At 70.9% G+C, this 19,211-nt stretch carries 18 protein-coding genes and 1 riboswitch; of the genes, 6 read left to right on the forward strand and 12 right to left on the reverse strand.

Annotated features, from left to right (window positions below; translation table 11 throughout):
* Positions 1-118: 118 nt before the first annotated feature.
* Positions 119-523, forward strand: coding sequence for an SHOCT domain-containing protein (locus JJ691_RS19770; RefSeq protein ID WP_211770221.1), 405 nt, complete (start codon positions 119-121; stop codon positions 521-523).
* Positions 524-613: 90 nt separating this feature from the next.
* Here the strand turns inward: JJ691_RS19770 and JJ691_RS19775 are convergent, their stop codons facing one another.
* Positions 614-3,415 (reverse strand): S8 family serine peptidase, encoded by a 2,802-nt coding sequence (locus JJ691_RS19775; protein ID WP_442912738.1) that lies wholly within the window; start codon positions 3,413-3,415, stop codon positions 614-616.
* A 139-nt stretch (positions 3,416-3,554) separates the two neighbouring features.
* Entirely contained in the window at positions 3,555-5,108 is a 1,554-nt protein-coding gene (locus tag JJ691_RS19780; RefSeq protein ID WP_211770222.1) for a deoxyguanosinetriphosphate triphosphohydrolase family protein, read from the reverse strand.
* 24 nt (positions 5,109-5,132) lie between these two features.
* On the opposite strand from JJ691_RS19780, the gene JJ691_RS19785 reads away from it, so the two are divergent.
* From JJ691_RS19785 to JJ691_RS19795, 3 genes are all read left to right on the forward strand, one after another.
* The gene (locus JJ691_RS19785; RefSeq protein ID WP_211770223.1) at positions 5,133-6,206 is read left to right on the forward strand and encodes a lycopene cyclase family protein; all 1,074 of its coding nucleotides are present in this window, start codon (positions 5,133-5,135) and stop codon (positions 6,204-6,206) included.
* 54 nt (positions 6,207-6,260) lie between these two features.
* Positions 6,261-7,976, forward strand: a complete 1,716-nt coding sequence (locus JJ691_RS19790; RefSeq protein WP_211770224.1) for an EAL domain-containing protein — start codon at positions 6,261-6,263, stop codon at positions 7,974-7,976.
* Between the two features lie 184 nt (positions 7,977-8,160).
* Positions 8,161-9,342, forward strand: coding sequence for a carboxylate-amine ligase (locus JJ691_RS19795; RefSeq protein ID WP_249228045.1), 1,182 nt, complete (start codon positions 8,161-8,163; stop codon positions 9,340-9,342).
* Between the two features lie 3 nt (positions 9,343-9,345).
* On the opposite strand, the gene JJ691_RS19800 is transcribed toward JJ691_RS19795, so the two are convergent.
* Positions 9,346-9,855 (reverse strand): mycothiol transferase, encoded by a 510-nt coding sequence (locus tag JJ691_RS19800; protein WP_211770225.1) that lies wholly within the window; start codon positions 9,853-9,855, stop codon positions 9,346-9,348.
* An 18-nt stretch (positions 9,856-9,873) separates the two neighbouring features.
* Positions 9,874-9,958: riboswitch (ZMP/ZTP riboswitch) on the forward strand.
* Here JJ691_RS19800 and JJ691_RS19805 point away from each other — a divergent pair.
* Positions 9,946-11,052, forward strand: coding sequence for a 5-aminoimidazole-4-carboxamide ribonucleotide transformylase (locus JJ691_RS19805; RefSeq protein WP_256449437.1), 1,107 nt, complete (start codon positions 9,946-9,948; stop codon positions 11,050-11,052). (Overlaps the previous riboswitch by 13 nt.)
* Before the next feature lie 30 nt (positions 11,053-11,082).
* The gene (locus JJ691_RS19810; protein ID WP_211770227.1) at positions 11,083-11,844 is read left to right on the forward strand and encodes a class I SAM-dependent methyltransferase; all 762 of its coding nucleotides are present in this window, start codon (positions 11,083-11,085) and stop codon (positions 11,842-11,844) included.
* Here the strand turns inward: JJ691_RS19810 and JJ691_RS53065 are convergent.
* From JJ691_RS53065 to JJ691_RS19855, 9 genes are read right to left on the reverse strand one after another with little or no spacing between them, the layout of a single operon-like run.
* Complete coding sequence (locus tag JJ691_RS53065; protein ID WP_211770228.1) at positions 11,798-12,232, reverse strand: hypothetical protein; 435 nt, start codon at positions 12,230-12,232, stop codon at positions 11,798-11,800. The two genes, JJ691_RS19810 and JJ691_RS53065, sit on opposite strands and share 47 nt — an antisense overlap.
* A 48-nt stretch (positions 12,233-12,280) precedes the next feature.
* Positions 12,281-12,667, reverse strand: coding sequence for a metal-sulfur cluster assembly factor (locus tag JJ691_RS19820; RefSeq protein WP_211770229.1), 387 nt, complete (start codon positions 12,665-12,667; stop codon positions 12,281-12,283).
* Positions 12,664-13,125 (reverse strand): Fe-S cluster assembly sulfur transfer protein SufU, encoded by a 462-nt coding sequence (gene sufU / locus JJ691_RS19825; RefSeq protein ID WP_211770230.1) that lies wholly within the window; start codon positions 13,123-13,125, stop codon positions 12,664-12,666. The genes JJ691_RS19820 and sufU overlap by 4 nt, the downstream gene beginning before the upstream one ends.
* Positions 13,125-14,408, reverse strand: a complete 1,284-nt coding sequence (locus tag JJ691_RS19830; protein ID WP_211770231.1) for a cysteine desulfurase — start codon at positions 14,406-14,408, stop codon at positions 13,125-13,127. Before JJ691_RS19830 ends, sufU begins: the two co-directional genes overlap by 1 nt.
* Positions 14,409-14,457: 49 nt before the next feature.
* Positions 14,458-15,231, reverse strand: a complete 774-nt coding sequence (gene sufC / locus JJ691_RS19835; RefSeq protein ID WP_211770232.1) for a Fe-S cluster assembly ATPase SufC — start codon at positions 15,229-15,231, stop codon at positions 14,458-14,460.
* Between the two features lie 40 nt (positions 15,232-15,271).
* Positions 15,272-15,592 (reverse strand): non-heme iron oxygenase ferredoxin subunit, encoded by a 321-nt coding sequence (locus JJ691_RS19840; protein WP_249228047.1) that lies wholly within the window; start codon positions 15,590-15,592, stop codon positions 15,272-15,274.
* Positions 15,589-16,767, reverse strand: coding sequence for a Fe-S cluster assembly protein SufD (gene sufD, locus JJ691_RS19845; RefSeq protein ID WP_211770233.1), 1,179 nt, complete (start codon positions 16,765-16,767; stop codon positions 15,589-15,591). The genes JJ691_RS19840 and sufD overlap by 4 nt, the downstream gene beginning before the upstream one ends.
* 1 nt (position 16,768) lies before the next feature.
* Positions 16,769-18,226: a Fe-S cluster assembly protein SufB gene (gene sufB, locus JJ691_RS19850; RefSeq protein ID WP_211770234.1), complete on the reverse strand. Its 1,458-nt coding sequence runs from the start codon at positions 18,224-18,226 to the stop codon at positions 16,769-16,771.
* Positions 18,223-18,963, reverse strand: a complete 741-nt coding sequence (locus JJ691_RS19855) for a helix-turn-helix transcriptional regulator (RefSeq protein WP_249228048.1) — start codon at positions 18,961-18,963, stop codon at positions 18,223-18,225. The genes sufB and JJ691_RS19855 overlap by 4 nt, the downstream gene beginning before the upstream one ends.
* Positions 18,964-19,211: the final 248 nt, after the last annotated feature.

Here is a 19,211-nt window from a genome sequence, read left to right on the forward strand (position 1 = left end):
CCGTCCCGCATGGTATTCGCCGGTCCATCCGCGCGGGAGGAGGCGCCGCGGTCGCGGCGCGGACAGCGTGAACACCTGGCGTGCGACCGCATGCCAGGCGCCCGACGAGGGAGGCACGATGAATATCGCGCAGTCAAGCGGCTACCCCATGCTGGACGTGTTGTGGACGATGCTGATCGTGTTCGCCTGGGTGATCTGGTTCTGGCTGCTCATCACCGTCTTCGCCGACCTTTTCCGCCGGCACGACATCTCCGGCTGGGGCAAGGCCGGCTGGACGGTGCTGGTCATTCTGCTGCCGTTCATCGGTGTGCTGGCGTACCTGATCGTCCAGGGTGGCGCGATGGCGGTGCGGCGCGAGGCGGACGCGATGCAGGTGCGCGGCCAGTACGACCGGCAGATGCGCTCGGTGTCGGCCGCGGGCGGCCCGGCCGACCAGATCGCCAAGGCCAAGGAGTTGTTGGACAGCGGGGCGATCAGCACCTCGGAGTACGAGACCCTCAAGCACCGGGCGATGGTGTCGTAGCGACCCGGCGGCCCGGGTGGGCCTCGCGCCCAACGAGGCCGGACAGGTGTGGCGCTCCCCGGCCGGGGAGCGCCACACCGCTGGCCTACGTCAGGCTACAAAACCGTTGAAGTGCAAGGAGACTGCGCGGATGCTGCCGGTGTCGACGGCGCCGCCGTCGACGACCTTGAACGTCCACGTGCCGTCGACCGAGTCCGTGAGCAGGGAGCCCAGGGTGGTCTGCGGTTTCCAGGAGCCGGTGAAGGGGGCGTTGGCCGAGCTGACGGTGGAGAAGGCGGTGGCGGCCGAGTCGTCGAAGACGACCTGGCACAGGTTGTGGCCGCCGGCCCCACGACGCTGGAACAGGACGGCGGTGGCCCCGGAGGGCGAGGTGAGGGTGCCGGTGAGGTCGCCGACGTAGGTGTGGTCGAGGCCGACGGTGGTCGCGCCGGCGGTGGTCGTGCACGAGCTGCCGTCGATGGAGAAGGTCAGCTTGGAGGCCTGCCCGACGCCGGTGACGGGGATCTGCACGCTGGCCCCGACGGGGCTGTTGTCGGGGATGGCCGCGACGGCGCCGGCGTAGGCGAAGTCCTGCACCACCGGGGAGGGCTGGCCGATCGGAATCTGGAAGGTCTGGGTGGTCGGCGAGTGCGCGCCGGCGAAGGTGACCTTGGCGGTGACGACCACGGGCACGCCCAGCCGCTGGGTGGCGGGCACGGTCAGGGTGAACGAGTTGATCACCGTCTGGCCGGCCTCGATGGTGCCGTAGCGCTTGGACCGGGGCGCGATGGTGACGCCGGGCGTCGGCGAGTCGACGACGACGCTGGTGGAGGCGGCGGTGCCGTCGCCGCCGTTGTAGACGGGCAGCGTGACGGTGGCGGTGTCGCCGGGCTTGACGTACGGGGAACCGTTGGGGCCCTTGACGGTCGGCGCCTGGGCGGTGGCCAGCGGCTGCGGGCTGGCGCCGGTGTAGGCCAGCACCTTGTCGGCCTGCACGACGCCGTAGCCGGTGCGCTCGTCGACGCCGGGGGCGCCGATGTCGACGGCGGTGGCGGTCAGCGCCTGCCGGATGTCGGCGGGCGACATGCCGGGGTTGCCGGACAGGATGAGGCCGGCGATGGCGGCGGCGTGCGGGGCGGCGGCGGAAGTGCCGAAGAACGGCGAGAAGCCGGGCACCGAGGTGGAAACGCCGTCGGCGGCGGTGATGTCGGGCTTCTGTCGGACCACCGGCGCGCCGCCGGCGCCGGCCGGGCTGCCGTCGGCGTTGAAGAAGATCTTGCGCGGGCCGTCGGAGCTGAACCGCTCGATCTTGGTGCTGGCGCTGAACGCGCCCGGGAACGGGCCGGCCGGGTTCGGCGGGTCGCCGGGCTCCAGCGCCCGCGGGAAGGCGGCGGCGGCCGGCGCGGCGGCGACGCTGAAGGCGTCCTTGGCCGAGGAGTGGCCGCCGGTCTCACCGGTCGTCACGTACGCCTTGAGCGGACCGGAGTCGGTGAACCGGCCGCGCAGCGCCGACAGCGACAGATACTTGTTGTCGCCCTTGAACTTCACGATGGCCAGCCGCTGGTTGCCGGCGGTGGTGCCGACCCGCTCGTACGGGTCCTGGGTGCCGGTCTGCGGGTTCTGGCTGAACGACACCACGTTTCCGTTGGCGTCCAACAGGTACAGGTCGTAGTCGTCGGTGGCCGCGCCGATCGGGTCGTTCCACTTCAGCGTGGTCACCACACCGGCCGACCCGGCCGACAGCGGCTCCAGCACCTGGACGTTGCCGGCGCCGGCGGCGAAGTTGTTGGCACCGCCGGCAAAACGGCCGATGGTCTGGCCGGAGTCGACGTAGTTGCCCTCCCAGTGGCCCGAGGTGCCGTCGCCGACATTGCCCTCGTTGCCAGCGGAGGAGAAGTACAGCGCGCCGTTCGCGGTCACGTCGTTGACCGCCTGCGCGATCGGGCCGTCCTGGAACACCGGCTCGTCGAAGTAGAAGACGTCGTCGACGATGACGTCGCAGTGCTCCTGGCTGCGCAGCTTGCGGATGTGGTCAGCGAAGTCAGCGTCGGTGTTGTACGCGGTGGCGAAGCCGAGGGCGGCGCCGGGCGCGAGGTCATGCAGGATCTCCAGCATCGCGGTGCCCTCGTCGCCGCTGCCTTCGGCGCCGGGCAGCACGTCGACGTCGGGCAGCTCGCCACGGGCCTGCGAGGCGGCCAGCGAGGACACGCCGTCGGACATGGCGCACAGCTTGACGCCGACGCCAGTCACGCCGTTCTGTTGGCGCGCGGTGTCGGCGGCGTGCGCGCGGTCGCCCTCGCTGACCACGGCCGCGGCGACACGGGCTCGCATCGAGTCACGGGTGACCTGCTCGACCCGCGCGTCCCGGGTCTGCTTCGAGACGGGGTCGGGCGTGTCGGTGGTGCGGCCCGGGGCCGCGCTGTCGGACAGGATCGCGGCACTGGCCGTCAGGATCTGCTTGATGTCATCGCGGGTGGCCAGTGACTGCACCGCGGACAGCGGCACGTCGGCGCGCACGGTGGCCTCGCGCTGCGACACGTCCTTCACCTGGCCGCCGGCCTTGCGCACGGCGTCGAGGAGCGCGTCGGAAGTCTTGGTGGCGTGGATGTCGACCGAGACGGTGTCGGCGGCGCCGAACTTCACGCCCGACTTGACGTCGGGCAGCGCGGAGCGGGCCGAACGGTCGGTGCGGAGCCTGGTCTCGACGAAAAGCTGACTGTCGACCTTGAGGTCGGTCGCCGACTCGGACGCCTTCAGCTGCTGCAGCGCGGCGATCTGGGCGACGGCGTTGGCGGGCAGCAGGCCCGGGTTGGGGTGGGGGGCGGCGGTGGCCGGCGCGAAACCGAGCACTGTGGCCAGGCACGCGGCCCCGGCGACTAACAGGGTTCTTCTGGGGTGAGCGGATCTGCGCAACTGGGCTCCCAGGGGTGCGGCGTTGGGCTCACGGCCGGTGATCACCAGCCGTAAGCCCAACGTAAAGTTTCCGCACGATCACCCACAGCTGCCTTGCGGGTGTCGCCCAAACAGGCCAGTCGTCACGTTTTGTCGAAAACTACAGCACAAAGGCCTCTGTCCACAGTTGTCCGGTTCGCCCGGACAGCGCATCCAGCATCGAGGCGGCCTGACCGTCCGTCAGCGAGGCCACGAAGTCCACCACGGCCCGGCCGCGGGCCAGCGCGCGCACGGCATCCGGCCCAGTCCGAACGTCGCCGGCCGGTCCGGCCAACAGTTCCGGGGCCGTTCGGGCCAGTGACCGGTACTCGGAATCGGCCAGCTCCACCAGGTCGTGCAGCCGGCGCGGCAGCCGGTCGGCCTCGTGCCGGTCGGACAGCCACTGGTCCAGCGCCTCCACCAGGTTGGTCAGCAGCCGGGCCTGGCCGCGCTGGTGCAGCGCCAGATCGGGGCGCAGCAACACGAACCGCCGGTGCACGAACTTCAGCACCGCCACCTCGTGCCACTGGGCCGGGGCCAGCAGCACGTGACCAGACCTTGGCGTCGGGTCCAGCAGCACCTCCACGCCGTCCACCAGCCGGGTCGTCCAGCGTCCGGAGAAGGCGGCGACCCGCTGCTCCGCCTCGGCCGAGCCGTCGAACGGCACCGCGAGCAGGCCGTCCACCAGCTCCGTCCGGACGCGCCGGACCGCCGCCGCGAAGGCGTCGTCGTCCACCGCCCAGGAGTCCTTCTCGTGCAGCCGCCGCCGCATCGCCTCCAGCGACCGGCCCGGCAGCCGCGACTGCACAGCGAGCTCCACTTTGGACAGTGCAGCCAGATCCAGGGCTTCGTTGAGCCAAGTTGTCAGTTCCGCCGCCACGGTCGCATGCTGGAGCACACCGACGCGATGGAAGTCCTCGACATCATGGATGGCGTACGCGATGTCGTCCGCTGTGTCCATAATGGACGCTTCCACGGTCTGCTGCCAGTCCTCGACGCGGCCGCGGAACGGCGCCCGCGACTGCTCGAAGTCGTCGAGTTCCGTCACATACGCCGAGAACTTGGCCGAACCGCTGCCGACCGCCTCCGGCGGCTCCGACGCGCCGCGCGGCGGGATCCGAAGCGTGCGCGGGTGCGGCGTCGGGTGCGAGAGCCGGGTCCACGGGTACTTCAGCAGCGCGGCCCGCACCGCGACGGTCAGGTCGAGGCCGACCGCCGACGGCCCGCGCACATCGGTCGTGGTGACGATGCGGAACGACTGGGCGTTGCCCTCGAAGCCGTCGGCCAGCCCGAACCGGTTGCGGGCGAGGCGGTCCAGCACCTCCTCGCCGAGGTGCCCGAACGGCGGGTGCCCCAGGTCGTGGGCCAGGCTGGCCGCCTCCACCACGTCCGGGTCGCAGCCGCCGAGCTTGTCCAGCACGGCCATGGTCTCGGCCCGGGCGGTCAGCCGCTCGGCGATGACCCGCGCCACCTGCGCCACCTTCAGGCTGTGGGTGAGCCGGTTGTGCAGCAGCAGGCCGGAGCCGGTCGGGCTCACCACCTGGGTGACACCACCCAGACGGGCGAAGAACGGCGAGCTGGCCACCCGGTCCCGGTCCGCCCGGAAGGGACTGGCGGCGAGATCGACGGTGGCGTCGTGCCCGGCTGAACGGCGGTGTGCCCGCAGGTCGTGCATGACCCTGACGTTAGCCTGGACGGCGTGGTGGACGTGCTGGTGGTCGGGGCCGGGCCGGCCGGGTCCGCCCTCGCGGCCGCCTGTTCGGACGTCGGCCTGCGCACCATGCTGGTGGACCGGGCGCCGGACCGGCCGTGGCGCGCCACCTACGGCTCGTGGGCCCACGAGCTGCCGCCGCTGCCGCCCGAGGTGATCGCCGCCCGGGCCACCACCGTCCGCGCCCACGCGTTGACCGAGCACCGGCTCGACGGCGACTATGTGGTGCTGCACAACGAGAATCTTCGTCGGCATCTGTCCCGTTCGGACATCGAGACGGTGGCCGGCCGGGCCGAGTCGATCACGCCGACCGAGGTGTGGCTGGCCGACGGCCGCACCCTGCGGGCCCGGCTCGTCGTGGACGCCACCGGCGCGCCGCCGGGTCGGCACGCCGAGCAGACCGCCATCGGCGTGGTGCTGCCGGCCGGGGTGCTGCCGCCCGGCGAGGCGATGTTCATGGACTGGCGGCAGGCCGGCGACCCGCCCACGTTCTGCTACGCGCTGCCGCTGGACGGGGAGCGCGTGCTGGTCGAGGAGACCTCGCTCGCGCATCTGCCGGGGCTTTCGTTCGCGCTGCTGCGCGAGCGGCTGCACCGGCGGCTGGCCGTGCACGGCTGGCCCTTGGACCGCCCGGAGCACGAGCGGGTGCGCTTCCCGCTCAACCCGCCGCTGCCCCGCGGACCGCTGCTCACGTTCGGGGCGCGGGCCGGCCTGGTGCACCCGGCGTCCGGGTTCAGCGTGGCCACCGCGCTCACGCTGGCCCCCCGGGTGGCCCGGGCAGCGACCGAGAGACCAGTCACAGCCGGCCGGCAGATCTGGTCGATCGACGCCAGAATGACGCACGTTTTGCGGCGACGAGGCCTGGCCGCATTGCTCCGTATGCCGCCGGCACGCGTTCCCGAGTTCTTTGAGCTTTTCTTCCGATTGCCCACAAAAAATCAACGCGACTACCTCACAGGACGTGAGAACTTCACCGGTACGGCGGCTGCGATGCTGGCCCTGTTCCGGTCCGCGCCACCCCGGTTACGCAGCGCTATTGCATTTGCCGCAACGACTCGATGAACAGCCAGTGAAGCCACTCGGCAATTTCACACTCGGCCTGTTTAGTATCGAAGTGTGACCGGGTTGCTGGAGGATGTGCGCTTCGCGTTCCAGCCGTTGTTCAACCTGTACACCGGCGGAGTCGTCGCGATCGAGGCGTTGGCAAGGCCTGCCTCTCGTTCTGTGTACGAGCTGCTACGCGACGCCGCCCGCGCCGGCGAGCTACTGGAGACCGACGTGGCGCTGGCCGCCTCGGCCGTGCGGGCCGCGGCCGAGCACAACAACGTCGTGCCGCTGCATGTCAACGTGCTGGCCGCGACCGTGTCCAAGGCGGCCGAGTCCATCGGCCCGCTGCTGGAGGCGCTGCGGGAGACCGGCCGTGCCCCGGACACCCTGTGGCTGGAGGTCGGCACCCCGTTCTCCCGCCTGCGCCGGGAGAACCTGCGCAACGGCCTGGACCTGCTGCGGACCAGCGGCTTCCACGTGGCCCTGGACGGCGTGGGCGACGGCGACGTGCCGCTGGCGCTGTACACCGAGCTCGCCCCCGAGATGATCAAGCTGGACCGGCGGGTGGTGGCCGGGCTGCCCACCGACGCCGGCAAGGCCGCCCTCGTGCAGGCGCTGGCCGTGATCGCCGAGCACAACGGGGCCCAGCTGGTGGCCGAGGGCGTGGAGACCGAGCTGCAACTGGCCGCGGTGCGCCGGCTCGGCTTCGGCATGGCCCAGGGCAACCTGCTGGCCAAGGCCGGCCGCCGGCCCACCGTGGAGACCACCATCGCCGCGGCGCTGACCAAGCTGCCCGAGGGCGAGCTCACCGGCCCGGTGCGGCACCGCAACGGCCCCCGGGTGACCGACTTCCTGCACCCCGCGACCATGCTGCCGGTGTCCGCGACCGCCGAGGAGGTCCGGTCGATCCTGGCCCAACAGGGCGTCGGCGGCGTGGTGCTCGTGGACGAGAACAACCGGCCGCTGTTCACCGTGGACCGGATGCGGTTCCTGCTGGCCGTCACCGGGCCGTACGGGCACGCCCTGCACGCCAAGCGGGACGCCACCCGGCTGGCCGACCGGCCGTACGTGCTGCCCAGCGACGCCACCGCGCTGGACCTGCTCGACCTGCTGGCCAAGGCCGAGCGGCAGCGGATGAACGACGAGGTGGTCATCGTCGACGCGAAGGACCGCTGCCTCGGCGTGGTGCACAGCGCCGACGTGGTGCGCGGCATCGCCGAGCTCAAAGTCGAGCAGGCCGCCTCGCTCAACCCGCTGACCCGGCTGCCCGGCAGCGACGCGCTGGCCCGGGAGGTCGACCGCCGCATCGCGATGCGGGAGATCTTCGCCGTCGGCTGGCTCGACGTGGACGGTTTCAAGCAGGTCAACGACTCCGCCGGGTTCGCCGCCGGCGACGACCTCATCCGCGAGATCGGCCGGGCCCTGGCCGACGCCGCCGCCGTGCTGCCCACCGTGCAGGTCGGCCACGTCGGCGGCGACGACTTCGTGTTCGTCTCCGGTCTGGACGACCTGGTGCCGCTGTCCTCCGGCCAGCTCGACGCCCAGCACGCCGCCGGCGGGCTGGTGATCTCCATGTCGCTGGCCACACTGGTCTGCTCCCCCGGCAGCGTCACCGACTACCGCGAGGTGTCCCGCCAGCTCGCGCCGCTCAAGAAGCAGGCCAAGGCGCTGCGCGGGGACAGCTGGGTGCTCGGCCGGCCCGGCTCGGAGCGGATGGACGTGCTGCGCGGCGGCAACACCGCGCCAAGAGTGCCGCCGGCCCGGCACGGCGCGGTGACCGCCTGATCGCCTCAGCCCGGACGCCGGCGTGAGCAGCGCTCGTATGAGTGCGCCGCGCCACCGCCAAGCGGGTTAGTACTTCCCACAGTCGACCGAAGTGCTGCCACCATCGTGGAGCTCGGAGCACACTCACTCCTAGCATCAGCAGGGTGACGGAGCGCGACCATGCCAGTCGGCGGCGGGAGTTTCGGTGCACACCATTGGTGAGATCGGGCGTCAGCACCACGGGAAAACGGGCCGACTGGTCGTGCCCATACCCAGGCCGGGAGGTGCCAGGACGCCGCTGACGGTCGGCGTCGAGGAGGAGTTCCTGCTGGTCGACTACCGCACCCGGCGGGTGGCGCCGCGGGCGCCGGTCGTGCTGGCGGCGGCCGCCGGCAGACTGCCGGGACTGCAACCGGAGATCACTCAGTTCCAGGTCGAGACGGCCACCCCGGTCTGCACCACGATGGCCGAGGTCCGGGAGAATCTTGTTGCCAGCCGGGAGGAACTGGCCGGCACGGCGCGCCGGCACGGGCTGCGGCTGGCCGCCGTCGGCACCCCGGTGCTCGGCCGCGCGGCGCCGCCGCCGCTGACCGACAACGACCGCTACCGGCAGATGGCTGACGAGTTCGGCGCGGTCACCGACGGCCTGTCGATCTGCGGATGTCACGTGCACGTCGGCATTCCCGGCCCGGAGGAGGGCATCCGGGCCAGCAACCACCTGCGGCCGTGGCTGCCGGTGCTGCTGGCGCTGAGCGCCAACTCGCCGTTCTGGGAGGGCCGGGACACCGGCTACGCGAGCTGGCGCTACCTGGTGTGGGCCAGCTGGCCCACGGCCGGCCCGCCGCCGGTGTTCGAGTCGCCCGAGCAGTACGAGCGGGCCGTGCGCTCGCTGCTGCAGGTCGGCGCGGCGATGGATCGGGCCATGGCGTACTGGGACATCCGCTTGTCGCAACAACATCCGACGATCGAGCTGCGGGTGTGCGACGTGGCCGCGACGGCCGACGAGGCGGTCCTGATCGCCGCCCTGACCCGGGCCATGGTCGCCACCGCCTTACAGGACACCCGGCCGCCGCTGGCCATGCCGCAGCACCTGCTCAAGGCGGCCAGCTGGCGCGCGGCCCGGGACGGGCTCGGCGGCAGCTGCGTCAACCCGGTCACCGGGCACCCCCTGCCCACGCCGGTGCTGGTGCGGCAGCTGATCGGGCGGATCCGACCCGCGCTGGAAGACGCCGGCGACCTCGACCTCGTGCTGGATCTGCTGGAGTCGTTGGTGGCCAAGGGATGCGGGGCGGACCGGCAGCGCCGGGCGTTCGCCCGCAACGGCAAGCTCACCGACGTGGTCGACCTGCTGACCGCGCAGACCGCCGGGGCCGATGAGCTGGTGTGAGCCTCACTCGCCGGTCGTGCCGTCAGCGAACTCCCGGAGCACGTCCAGGTGCCCGACGTGGCGCGCGGTTTCCTGCACCACGTGCGTCAGCAGCCAGCGGACCGTCTTGTCGGCGTCCGCCGCCGACGGGTCGCCGGCCGCCTTGCCCTGGAGCGCCCGCTGGGAGAGTTCCCACTGTTGCCGGTATTCGGCGACAACCGACGCCGGAGTGTCCTGTTCGGACAGTCGGAAGTCGATGTCCCGGTCCGGGCTCTCCCAGCGGTTGGGCACGTCCAGGCCGCCGCCGACGATGGCCAGCCAGTAGCGCTCGACCGAGGTGAGGTGGCGGATCACGCCCAGCATGCTGAACACCGGCGAAGCCGGGAACGGCGCGGCCGCCGCGAGCTCGCGGTCCAGCCCGGCCAGCTTGTTCACGGCCGTGATCCGCAGAAAGGTCAGGAACTCGGTCAGCAGCGTCAGCTCGTCGGCCGCGTCGGTCGCCGGCCACTCGCGCGGCAGTTCACTCGAACCCATGTTCGATAAGGTATCATCGCGTGAGGTCGTGACTGGCGAGGGTGGGACACCACCGGGGAGCGACCGGGACCGGATGCGAGCGTCGACCGCCTGGGCGTCTCCGTCAGCAAACAGGCTGAGGAGGCAGCGATGGAGCTCCGCTACGGCATCAACCCGCAACAGGCCGCCGAGTTCGAGGGATCGGCCGTCCGGATGGTCAACGGGCAGCCCTCGTACGTCAACCTGCTGGACGCCCTCAACGCGTGGCAGCTGGTGCGGGAGGCCTCCCGGGCGTTGGGGCGGACCGTCGCCGCCTCGTTCAAGCACGTCTCCCCGGCCGGGGCGGCCCTGTCCGGGCCGATCGACCAGGTCACCGCCGACCTGTACGGGATGGACGACGTCGGCCCGGTGGCCAGCGCCTACCTGCGGGCCCGGGACGCCGACCCCAAGTGCTCCTACGGCGACTTCGCCGCCGTGTCCGCGCCGGTCGACGCCGAGCTGGCCGAGCTGCTCAGCGCCGTAGTGTGCGACGGCATCGTGGCCCCCGGCTTCGAGCCCGGCACCGTGGCCACGCTCAGCGCCAAGAAGGGCGGCCGCTTCCTCGTCGTCGAGGCCGACCCGGATTTCGTTCCCCCGCAACGGGAAACTCGCGAGGTCTTCGGCATGCGGCTGACCCAGGACCGCGATCCCGTGCCGCTGACCCGATCCCTGCTCGGCGAGTGCCTGCCTTCCACCGCCGTGGACGACCTGCTGCTGGGCATGGCCGTGCTGCGCTACACCCAGTCGAACTCCGTCTGCTACGTCAAGGACGGTGTCACGCTGGGCATCGGGGCCGGGCAGCAGTCCCGGGTGGACTGCACCCGGCTGGCCGGCAGCAAGGTCGACATCTGGTGGCTGCGCCGGCATCCGGCCGTCCGGGTGCTGCTCGACGTCAAGCCCGGCACCCGCAGACAGGACCTGATCAACGAGCAGATCCGGTACATCGAGGAGGACCTCACCGCCATCGAGCGGGCCGAGTGGATGGAACGCCTGTCCGGCGTGTCCTTCGTGTCGGACGGCTACCTTCCGTTCCGCGACAACGTCGACCACGCCGCCAAGCACGGTGTGCGCTACATCGCCGAGCCCGGTGGCTCCATCCGCTCCGAGGAGGTCGCCGAGGCCTGCCGCAAGCACGGCATCACCCTCGTCCGCACCGACCTGAGACTGTTCCACCACTAACTCGCTCGACTCCCCCGGTACGTTGGCGTCATGGGGGACTACGACTCACTGGTGTCCGCCGCCGCGGCGGTTCCGTTGCACGGCTGGGACTTCGGCTGGCTGGCCGGGCGGGCCGTCACCGCGGAGCCGTCGTGGCGTTACCCGGACTTGGCCCTGGGCCTGCTGCGCGACGCCGACCGGGTGCTGGACATCGACACCGGCGGCGGCGAACTCCTCGCCACCCTTTCGCCGCCGGCTGGCCGGACCTGGGCCGCCGAGAGCTGGCCGCCGAACGTCTCCGTGGCATCCCGGCGACTGGCGCCGTTGGGCGTCACCGTCGTCGGCACCGAGGAACTTCCCTTTCCTGACCGGGAGTTCTCCCTTGTGCTCAACCGCCACGGCCGATTCGACGCCGCCGGCATCGCCCGGGTGCTGGCCTTTGGCGGCACGGTCCTGACTCAGCAGGTCGGCAGCGACGACTGCGTGGACCTCAACCACGCCCTCGGTGCTCCTGTCACCGATCGCCACTGGAACCTCGACGTGGCAACGGAAGCACTGGCTGCTGCCGGGTTGGAGATCCTCGACGCCAAGGAGGAATGGCCCCTGCTCACCTTCCACGACATCGGCGCGGTGGTCTACCAGCTGCGGATGGTTCCCTGGCAGGTTCCCGATTTCTCGGTCCCCCGCTACGACCAGGCCCTGCGCCGGCTGCACTCCCGCATCGAGGCCGACGGCCCGTTCGCCGTCCGCACCCACCGATTCCTGATCAGGGCGTGGAAGCGCGACGAGCGATCGTCCGCAACAGGCGGGTGACCAGGAGACGGTGAGCGCCGCTGGTGATGACCAGGGTGCGATAGAGGAAGCCGTGCGGCCCGGGGAACTCGGCCGAGGATCTGGCGGCGAGCACCGTTCCGCCGGATGCCGGTTCGAGGGTGAAGACGAGTTCGTAGCGGGAGAAGCGGTGCCGGCCGGCGAGGCGGATCAGGCGCGGCGGCACGACCTCGGCGGCGGCGAAGCCCACGATGGTCGAGCCGGTGGCCAAGACACCGACGGTGGCGTGCCGGGGCGAGGTGCCGAGCACGGCGGCCAGCGGGGCGGGGGCGGCGAGGCCGTGGGTGACGGTCGCGACCAGGGCCGGCCAGACCTCCTCGGCCGGCGCGGGCACCAGCTCGCGATGCTCGTCGATGAACGGCACTTCCATGCTTCCCCCAACAAAAACGGCCCCTCCCGAGGGGAGGGGCCGTTGGCGTCAGACCGTGAAGCCGAGGGCTCGCAGCTGGTCCCGGCCGTCGTCGGTGATCTTCTCCGGGCCCCACGGCGGCATCCACACCCAGTTGATGCGGAAGTCGCTCACCACGCCGCCGCCGGGACCGCCGGTCAGGGCCGACCGGGTCTGGTCCTCGATCACGTCGGTCAGCGGGCACGCCGCCGAGGTCAGCGTCATGTCCAGGGTGGCCACGTTGTCGTCGTCCAGGTGGATGTCGTACACCAGGCCCAGGTCGACCACGTTGATGCCGAGCTCGGGGTCGACCACGTCGCGCATGGCCTCCTCGATGTCCTCCAGTGACGGCGCGTCGGCCTTCACCGGCACCTCGGGCAGCGCCTCAGCGGTCCGGGTCACGTCTTCGGTGCTCATGCCTGTTGTCCTCCATCGACGACGCGGGCGACCGCGTCCTTGAACGCCATCCAGCCGAGCAGTGCGCACTTCACGCGGGCGGGGTACTTGGCGACGCCGGCGAAGGCGACGGCGTCCTCCAGGACGTCCTCGTCGGGCTCGATCTTGCCGCGGCCCTGCATGAGCTCGACGAAGGAGTCCAGGGTGCCGAAGGCGTCGCCGACGGTGCGGCCGATGACCAGGTCGGTCAGGACCGAGGTGGAGGCCTGGCTGATGGAGCAGCCCTGGCCGTCGTAGGAGACGTCGACGACCTTGGCCTCGGGGCCCTCGCCCTCCAGGTGCACCCGCACGGTGACCTCGTCCCCGCAGGTGGGGTTGACGTGGTGCACCTCGGCCTCGAAGGGGTCCCGAAGGCCGCGGTGGTGCGGATTCTTGTAGTGGTCCAGGATGATCTCCTGGTACATCTGCTGGAGCTGCATCAGGCGTTCACCCCGAAGAAGCGCTGGGTCTCGCGCACACCGTCAAGCAGGGCCTGCACGTCGGCGAGGTCGTTGTAGACGTAGAACGTGGCCCGCACGGTGGCGGCGGCGTCGAGCTTGCGGTGCAGCGGCCACGCGCAGTGGTGCCCGACGCGGACCTCGATGCCGAGGCTGTCGAGGACCTGGCCGGCGTCGTGGGCGTGCACGCCGTCGACGACGAACGAGACGGCGCAGCCGCGGTCGACGTTGTCGGTGGGGCCGACGATGCGGACGCCGGGGATCGCCTGGAGCCCGGCCAGGGCGGCGCCGGTGAGTTCGTGCTCGTGGGCGGCGACGGCGTCCATGCCCAGCAGCCGCAGGTAGTCCACGGCCGCGCCGAGCCCGATGGCCTGGGAGGTCATGGGCACGCCGGCCTCGAACCGCGCGGGCGGCGGCGCGAAGGTGGACTTCTCCATGAACACCTGCTCGATCATCGAGCCGCCGGTGATGAACGGCGGCATGATCTCGAGCAGCTCGTACCGGCCGTAGAGCACGCCGATGCCGGACGGGCCGAGCATCTTGTGGCCGGAGAACGCGGCGAAGTCCACGCCGAGCGCCCGGAAGTCCACAGTGGAATGCGGCACGGACTGGCAGGCGTCCAGCACGGTCAGCGCGCCGACCGACTGGGCCTTGGCCACCAGCGCCGACACCGGGTTCACGGTGCCGAGCACGTTGGACTGGTGCGTGAAGGCGACCACCTTGGTGCGCGACGTGATCAGTTCGTCCATATTGGACAGATCGAGCCGGCCCTCCTCGGTGACGGAGAACCACTTCAGCGTCGCGCCGGTGCGCTGGGCCAGCTGCTGCCACGGCAGCAGGTTGGCGTGGTGCTCCATCTCGGTCACCACGATCTCGTCGCCCGGCCCGAGCGCGAAGCGCTTGGCCGCCGGGTCGTCGGAGTACGTGGCGTTGCCGAAGGCGTAGGCGACCAGGTTGATGGCCTCGGTGGCGTTCTTGGTGAACACCACCTCGTCCATGCCGACGCCGATGAAGTCGGCGATCTTCTCCCGGGCCGCCTCGTAGAGGTCGGTGGCCTCCTCGGACAGCTGGTGCGCGCCCCGGTGCACGGCGGCGTTGGACGTCTCGATGTACGCCCGCTCGGCGTCGAGCACCTGCCGGGGACGGTGCGACGTGGCGCCGGAGTCCAGGTAGACCAGCCGTTTGCCCTCGCGCACCGTGCGAGCCAGGATCGGGAAGTCGGCTTTCAGTGCGGCGACGTCCAAGGGTGCAGCGGTGGTGGTCACTGCCGGCGCCTCCTCGCGTTCTAACGACTACGGGTCAACAGGTGCAACGTCAGCCGACCTGCGCTGCTTCCTGCTTTCCGGTGTACTTCACGTAACCCTCGTCCTCCAGGCGCGCGGCCAGCTCGGCGCCGCCGGACTCGACGATCCGGCCGCCGGCGAACACGTGCACGAAGTCGGGGGTGATGTGCTTGAGGATGCGGGTGTAGTGGGTGATCAGCATGACGCCGGACTCACCGTTGGCCCGGAAGCGGTTCACGCCCTCGGACACCACCCGCAGCGCGTCCACGTCGAGGCCGGAGTCGGTCTCGTCGAGGATGGCGATCTTCGGGTTGAGCAGCGCCAGCTGCAGGATCTCGTGGCGCTTCTTCTCACCGCCGGAGAAGCCCTCGTTCACGCTGCGCTCGGCGAACGACGGGTCGATCTCCAGCTCCGACATGGCGTTCTTGACTTCCTTGACCCAGTGCCGCACCTGCGGGGCCTCGCCGCGCACGGCGGTGGCGGCGGTGCGCAGGAAGTTCGACATGGACACGCCGGGCACCTCGACCGGGTACTGCATGGCCAGGAAGATGCCGGCGCGGGCCCGCTCGTCGACGGCCATGCCCAGCACGTCCTCACCGTCGAGCAGGACCTGCCCCGAGGTGACCTCGTACTTGGGGTGGCCGGCGATCGCGTAGGACAGGGTGGACTTGCCGGAGCCGTTGGGGCCCATGATGGCGTGCGTCTCGCCGGCCTTGATCGTCAGGTCCACGCCCTTGAGGATCTCCTTGGGGGCGTCGTCGGTGACGACCGAGACGTGCAGGTCCTTGATCTCCAGGGTGGCCATGGGTTCTTCGTTCTCCTGTGTGGCGGTTCGAGACAGCAAGTCAGTTTGTTCGGTGATCCGGGTCGACGAGCACGTCGTCGCCGGACACGGTCACCGCGTACACGGCCACCGGCTCGGTGGCGGGCGGCGAGGACGGGGCGCCGGTGCGCAGGTCGAAGCACGACCCGTGCAGCCAGCACTCCAGGCCCTTGCGGGTCAGCTCGCCCTCGGCCAGGGCGATCTCGGCGTGCGTGCACTCGTCGCGCAGCGCGTGCACCTGATCCCCTTGGCGCACCAGGACGATCGGCGTGTCCGCCAGCTCGACCGGGAACGGCTTGCCGTCCTCCAGCTGGGCCAGCGAACACGCCCGTCGCATCGTCATGCCCCCACGGCCTGCAGCTCGGCCTCGATCGCCGCCTCCAGGCGCTCCCGCACCTCGGGCACGTCGATCTTCTGCAGCACCTCGTGGAAGAAGCCGCGCACGACCAGCCGCCGCGCCTGGTCCACAGGGATGCCGCGGGCCTGCAGGTAGAACAGCTGCTCGTCGTCGAACCGGCCGGTGGCGCTGGCGTGGCCGGCGCCCTCGATCTCGCCGGTCTCGATCTCCAGGTTGGGCACCGAGTCGGCGCGGGCGCCGTCGGTGAGCACCAGGTTCCGGTTCAGCTCATAGGTGTTGGTGGCCTCGGCCGCGGCCCGGATCAGCACGTCGCCGATCCACACCGTGTGCGCGCCATCGCCCTGCAGCGCGCCCTTGTAGACCACGTTGCTGCGGCAGTTGGACACCGCGTGGTCGACGAAGGTGCGGTGCTCCAGGTGCTGGTCGGCGTCGGCGAAGTACAGGCCGGCCAGGTCGGCGTCGCCGCCCTTGTCGCCGTAGGTGACGGTCGGGCTGACCCGCACCAGGCTGCCGCCGATGGTGACCACGGTGTGCTTGAGCTGCGCGTCCCGGCCCAGCTTGGCCAGGTGCGCGCCGACGTGCACGGCGTCGTCGTTCCAGTCGTGCACCACGACGACCGTGAGCTTCGAGCCGTCGAGGGCGACGATCTCCAGGTTGTCCGCGTACGTGCCGGAGCCGCGGTAGTCGACCACCACGACGGCCTCGGCGAACGCCTCGGCGCGCAGCTGCACGTGCCCGTAGGCCACGCCGCCCTCGCCGGGGCCGGTCACCGTGACCACGGTCGGCCGGGACGCCTTGGTCTCCTTGGCGAAGGTGACCACGGTGGCCTGCGTGAACGCCGACCAGGCCTGTGCGGAGACGCGGTCGGCCGGCACGCCACCCTGGCCGATGCGCTGGTCGTCGCGGGCGACGCGCTCGACGCGCACCTCCGGCGACTCCTTCACGTCGACCACGGCCGTGCCGCTGGCCACGGCGGTGCCGTTGTGCAGGCCGCCCAGCCGCTTGAGCGGCGTGAACCGCCAGTCCTCCTCGCGGCCGCCCGGGACCTCGAAGGCGTCCACGTCGTAGGAGGTGAAGCGGTCGCCGCGCGAGCTCTGCGGGACGACCGGGCCGCCGTGCGAGTGCTCGGTCAACCCGTGCTGTGTCGTTGGGCTGGCCATGTCAGCCGACGGCCCCTTCCATCTGCAGTTCGATCAGGCGGTTCAGTTCGAGCGCGTACTCCATGGGCAGCTCGCGGGCGATCGGCTCCACGAAGCCGCGCACCACCATGGCCATCGCCTCGTCCTCGGTCAGGCCGCGGGACATCAGGTAGAACAGCTGGTCCGCGCTCACCTTGGAGACGGTGGCCTCGTGGCCCATGGACACGTCGTCCTCGCGGACGTCCACGTACGGGTAGGTGTCCGACCGGCTGATCTGGTCGACCAGCAGCGCGTCGCACTTCACCGTGGAGGCGGAGTGGTGCGCGCCCTTGTTGACCCGGACCAGGCCGCGGTAGGAGGTGCGGCCGCCGCCGCGGGCCACCGACTTCGACACGATGGTCGAGGAGGTGTGCGGGGCCAGGTGCACCATCTTCGCGCCGGCGTCCTGGTGCTGGCCCTCGCCGGCGAAGGCGATCGAGAGCACCTCGCCCTTGGCGTGCTCGCCCATCAGGAACACCGAGGGGTACTTCATGGTGACCTTGGAGCCGATGTTGCCGTCGATCCACTCCATGGTCGCGCCCTCTTCGGCCTTGGCGCGCTTGGTGACCAGGTTGTAGACGTTGTTCGACCAGTTCTGGATGGTCGTGTAGCGGCAGCGGCCGCCCTTCTTGACGATGATCTCCACGACCGCCGAGTGCAGCGAGTCGGAGGAGTAGATCGGCGCCGTGCAGCCCTCGACGTAGTGCACGTACGCGCCCTCGTCGACGATGATCAGGGTCCGCTCGAACTGGCCCATGTTCTCGGTGTTGATCCGGAAGTAGGCCTGCAGCGGGATCTCCACGTGCACGCCCTTGGGCACGTAGATGAACGAGCCGCCGGACCAGACCGCGGAGTTCAGCGCGGAGAACTTGTTGTCACCGCTGGGGATCACCGAGCCGAAGTACTCCTGGAACAGCTCCGGGTGCTCCTTGAGGCCGGTGTCGGTGTCCAGGAAGATGACGCCCTGGCGCTCCAGCTCCTCGTTGATCTTGTGGTAGACCACCTCGGACTCGTACTGGGCGGCCACACCGGCGACCAGGCGCTGCTTCTCCGCCTCCGGGATGCCCAGCTTGTCGTAGGTGTTCTTGATGTCCTCGGGCAGGTCCTCCCAGGTGGCGGCCTGCTTCTCGGTGGAGCGCACGAAGTACTTGATCGAGTCGAAGTCGATGCCGGAGAGGTCGGAACCCCAGTTCGGCATGGGCTTGCGCTCGAACAGCTTGAGGCCCTTCAGGCGGTGCTCGAGCATCCACTCGGGCTCGCTCTTCTTGGCCGAGATGTCCCGGACGACGTCCTCGTTCAGACCTCGGCGAGCGCTCGCGCCCGCAGCGTCGGAGTCGGCCCAGCCGTACTCGTAGGTCCCGAGCGTGGCCAGGGTCTCTTCCTGGGTCAACGGCTCGGCCTGCGGCGTGGTGGGCGTGCGCTGCTCGGCAGCGGCAGTCATGCGAGCTCCCCTCCGTCCGGGGTGGGTGGTGTCGTGTTCGGGGTCTTACCTTGGGTCGGGAGCAGCGGCACGTGGGTCGTGCACGCCGCGTCACCGCGGGCGATGGTCGCCAGTCGCTGCACGTGTACCCCGAGCATGGCGGCGAACGCCGTCGTCTCGGCCTCGCACAGCTGCGGGAACTCGGCCGCGACGTGCGCCACCGGGCAGTGGTGCTGACACAGCTGCTCCCCGGCGCCGACGTGCCGTGACGACGAAGCGTAGCCCTCGCGGGTCAGCGCGGCGGCGAGGGCCTTGGCCCGCTCCGCCGGCTGCTTCGGCTCGGTCACGGCGTCCCGGTGCCGTTCGATCATGGCTTCGACCCTGCGCTCGGCGAACGCCCGGACCGCCTGCTCCCCGCCGCTCTCGGCGAGGAAGCGCAGCGCGGCGACCGCCAGGTCGTCGTAGGCGTGACCGAAGCGGGCCCGGCCCGACTCGGTCAGCAGGAACAGCTTGGCCGGCCGGCCTCGCCCCCTGCGCCCACGCAGCGGCGCGTCCCTGGTGGCCGCTTCTCCGTCGGCCAGCAGGGCGTCCAGGTGCCTGCGCACGGCGGCATGGCTCAGGCCCAGCTCGTCGGCGACGTCGGCCGCGGTGACCGGTCCCCGTTCGAGCAGCAGCCTGGCCACCGCCTGCCGGGTGCGGCCGTCGGCCGGCTGCGGCGGCGCCGCACCCTGCGTCTGATCGCTCCCGACGTTTTTCACAACACAAGTGTTGCCTATTTCGATCGGTACAGCAAAGCCACCGCCCCAGACAGTGCGCCCAACGTGACTCGCTTCACACCCGACCGGGTGACACACCCCCTCCCCTTCGCCACATGTGGACCACATTCGACTTCAGTCGCCACATGCGGTCCACATGTGGCGAAGGGGAGGGAGGAGGGGTGGGCGAAATGTGACTGAGGGGTGGGCGGGCGCGGGTGTTCAGGTGGGGCTCACGCGGGCCTCGCTAC

It is taken from the genome of Kutzneria sp. CA-103260 (genome assembly GCF_018263855.1).
Taxonomy (GTDB): Bacteria; Actinomycetota; Actinomycetes; order Mycobacteriales; family Pseudonocardiaceae; genus Kutzneria.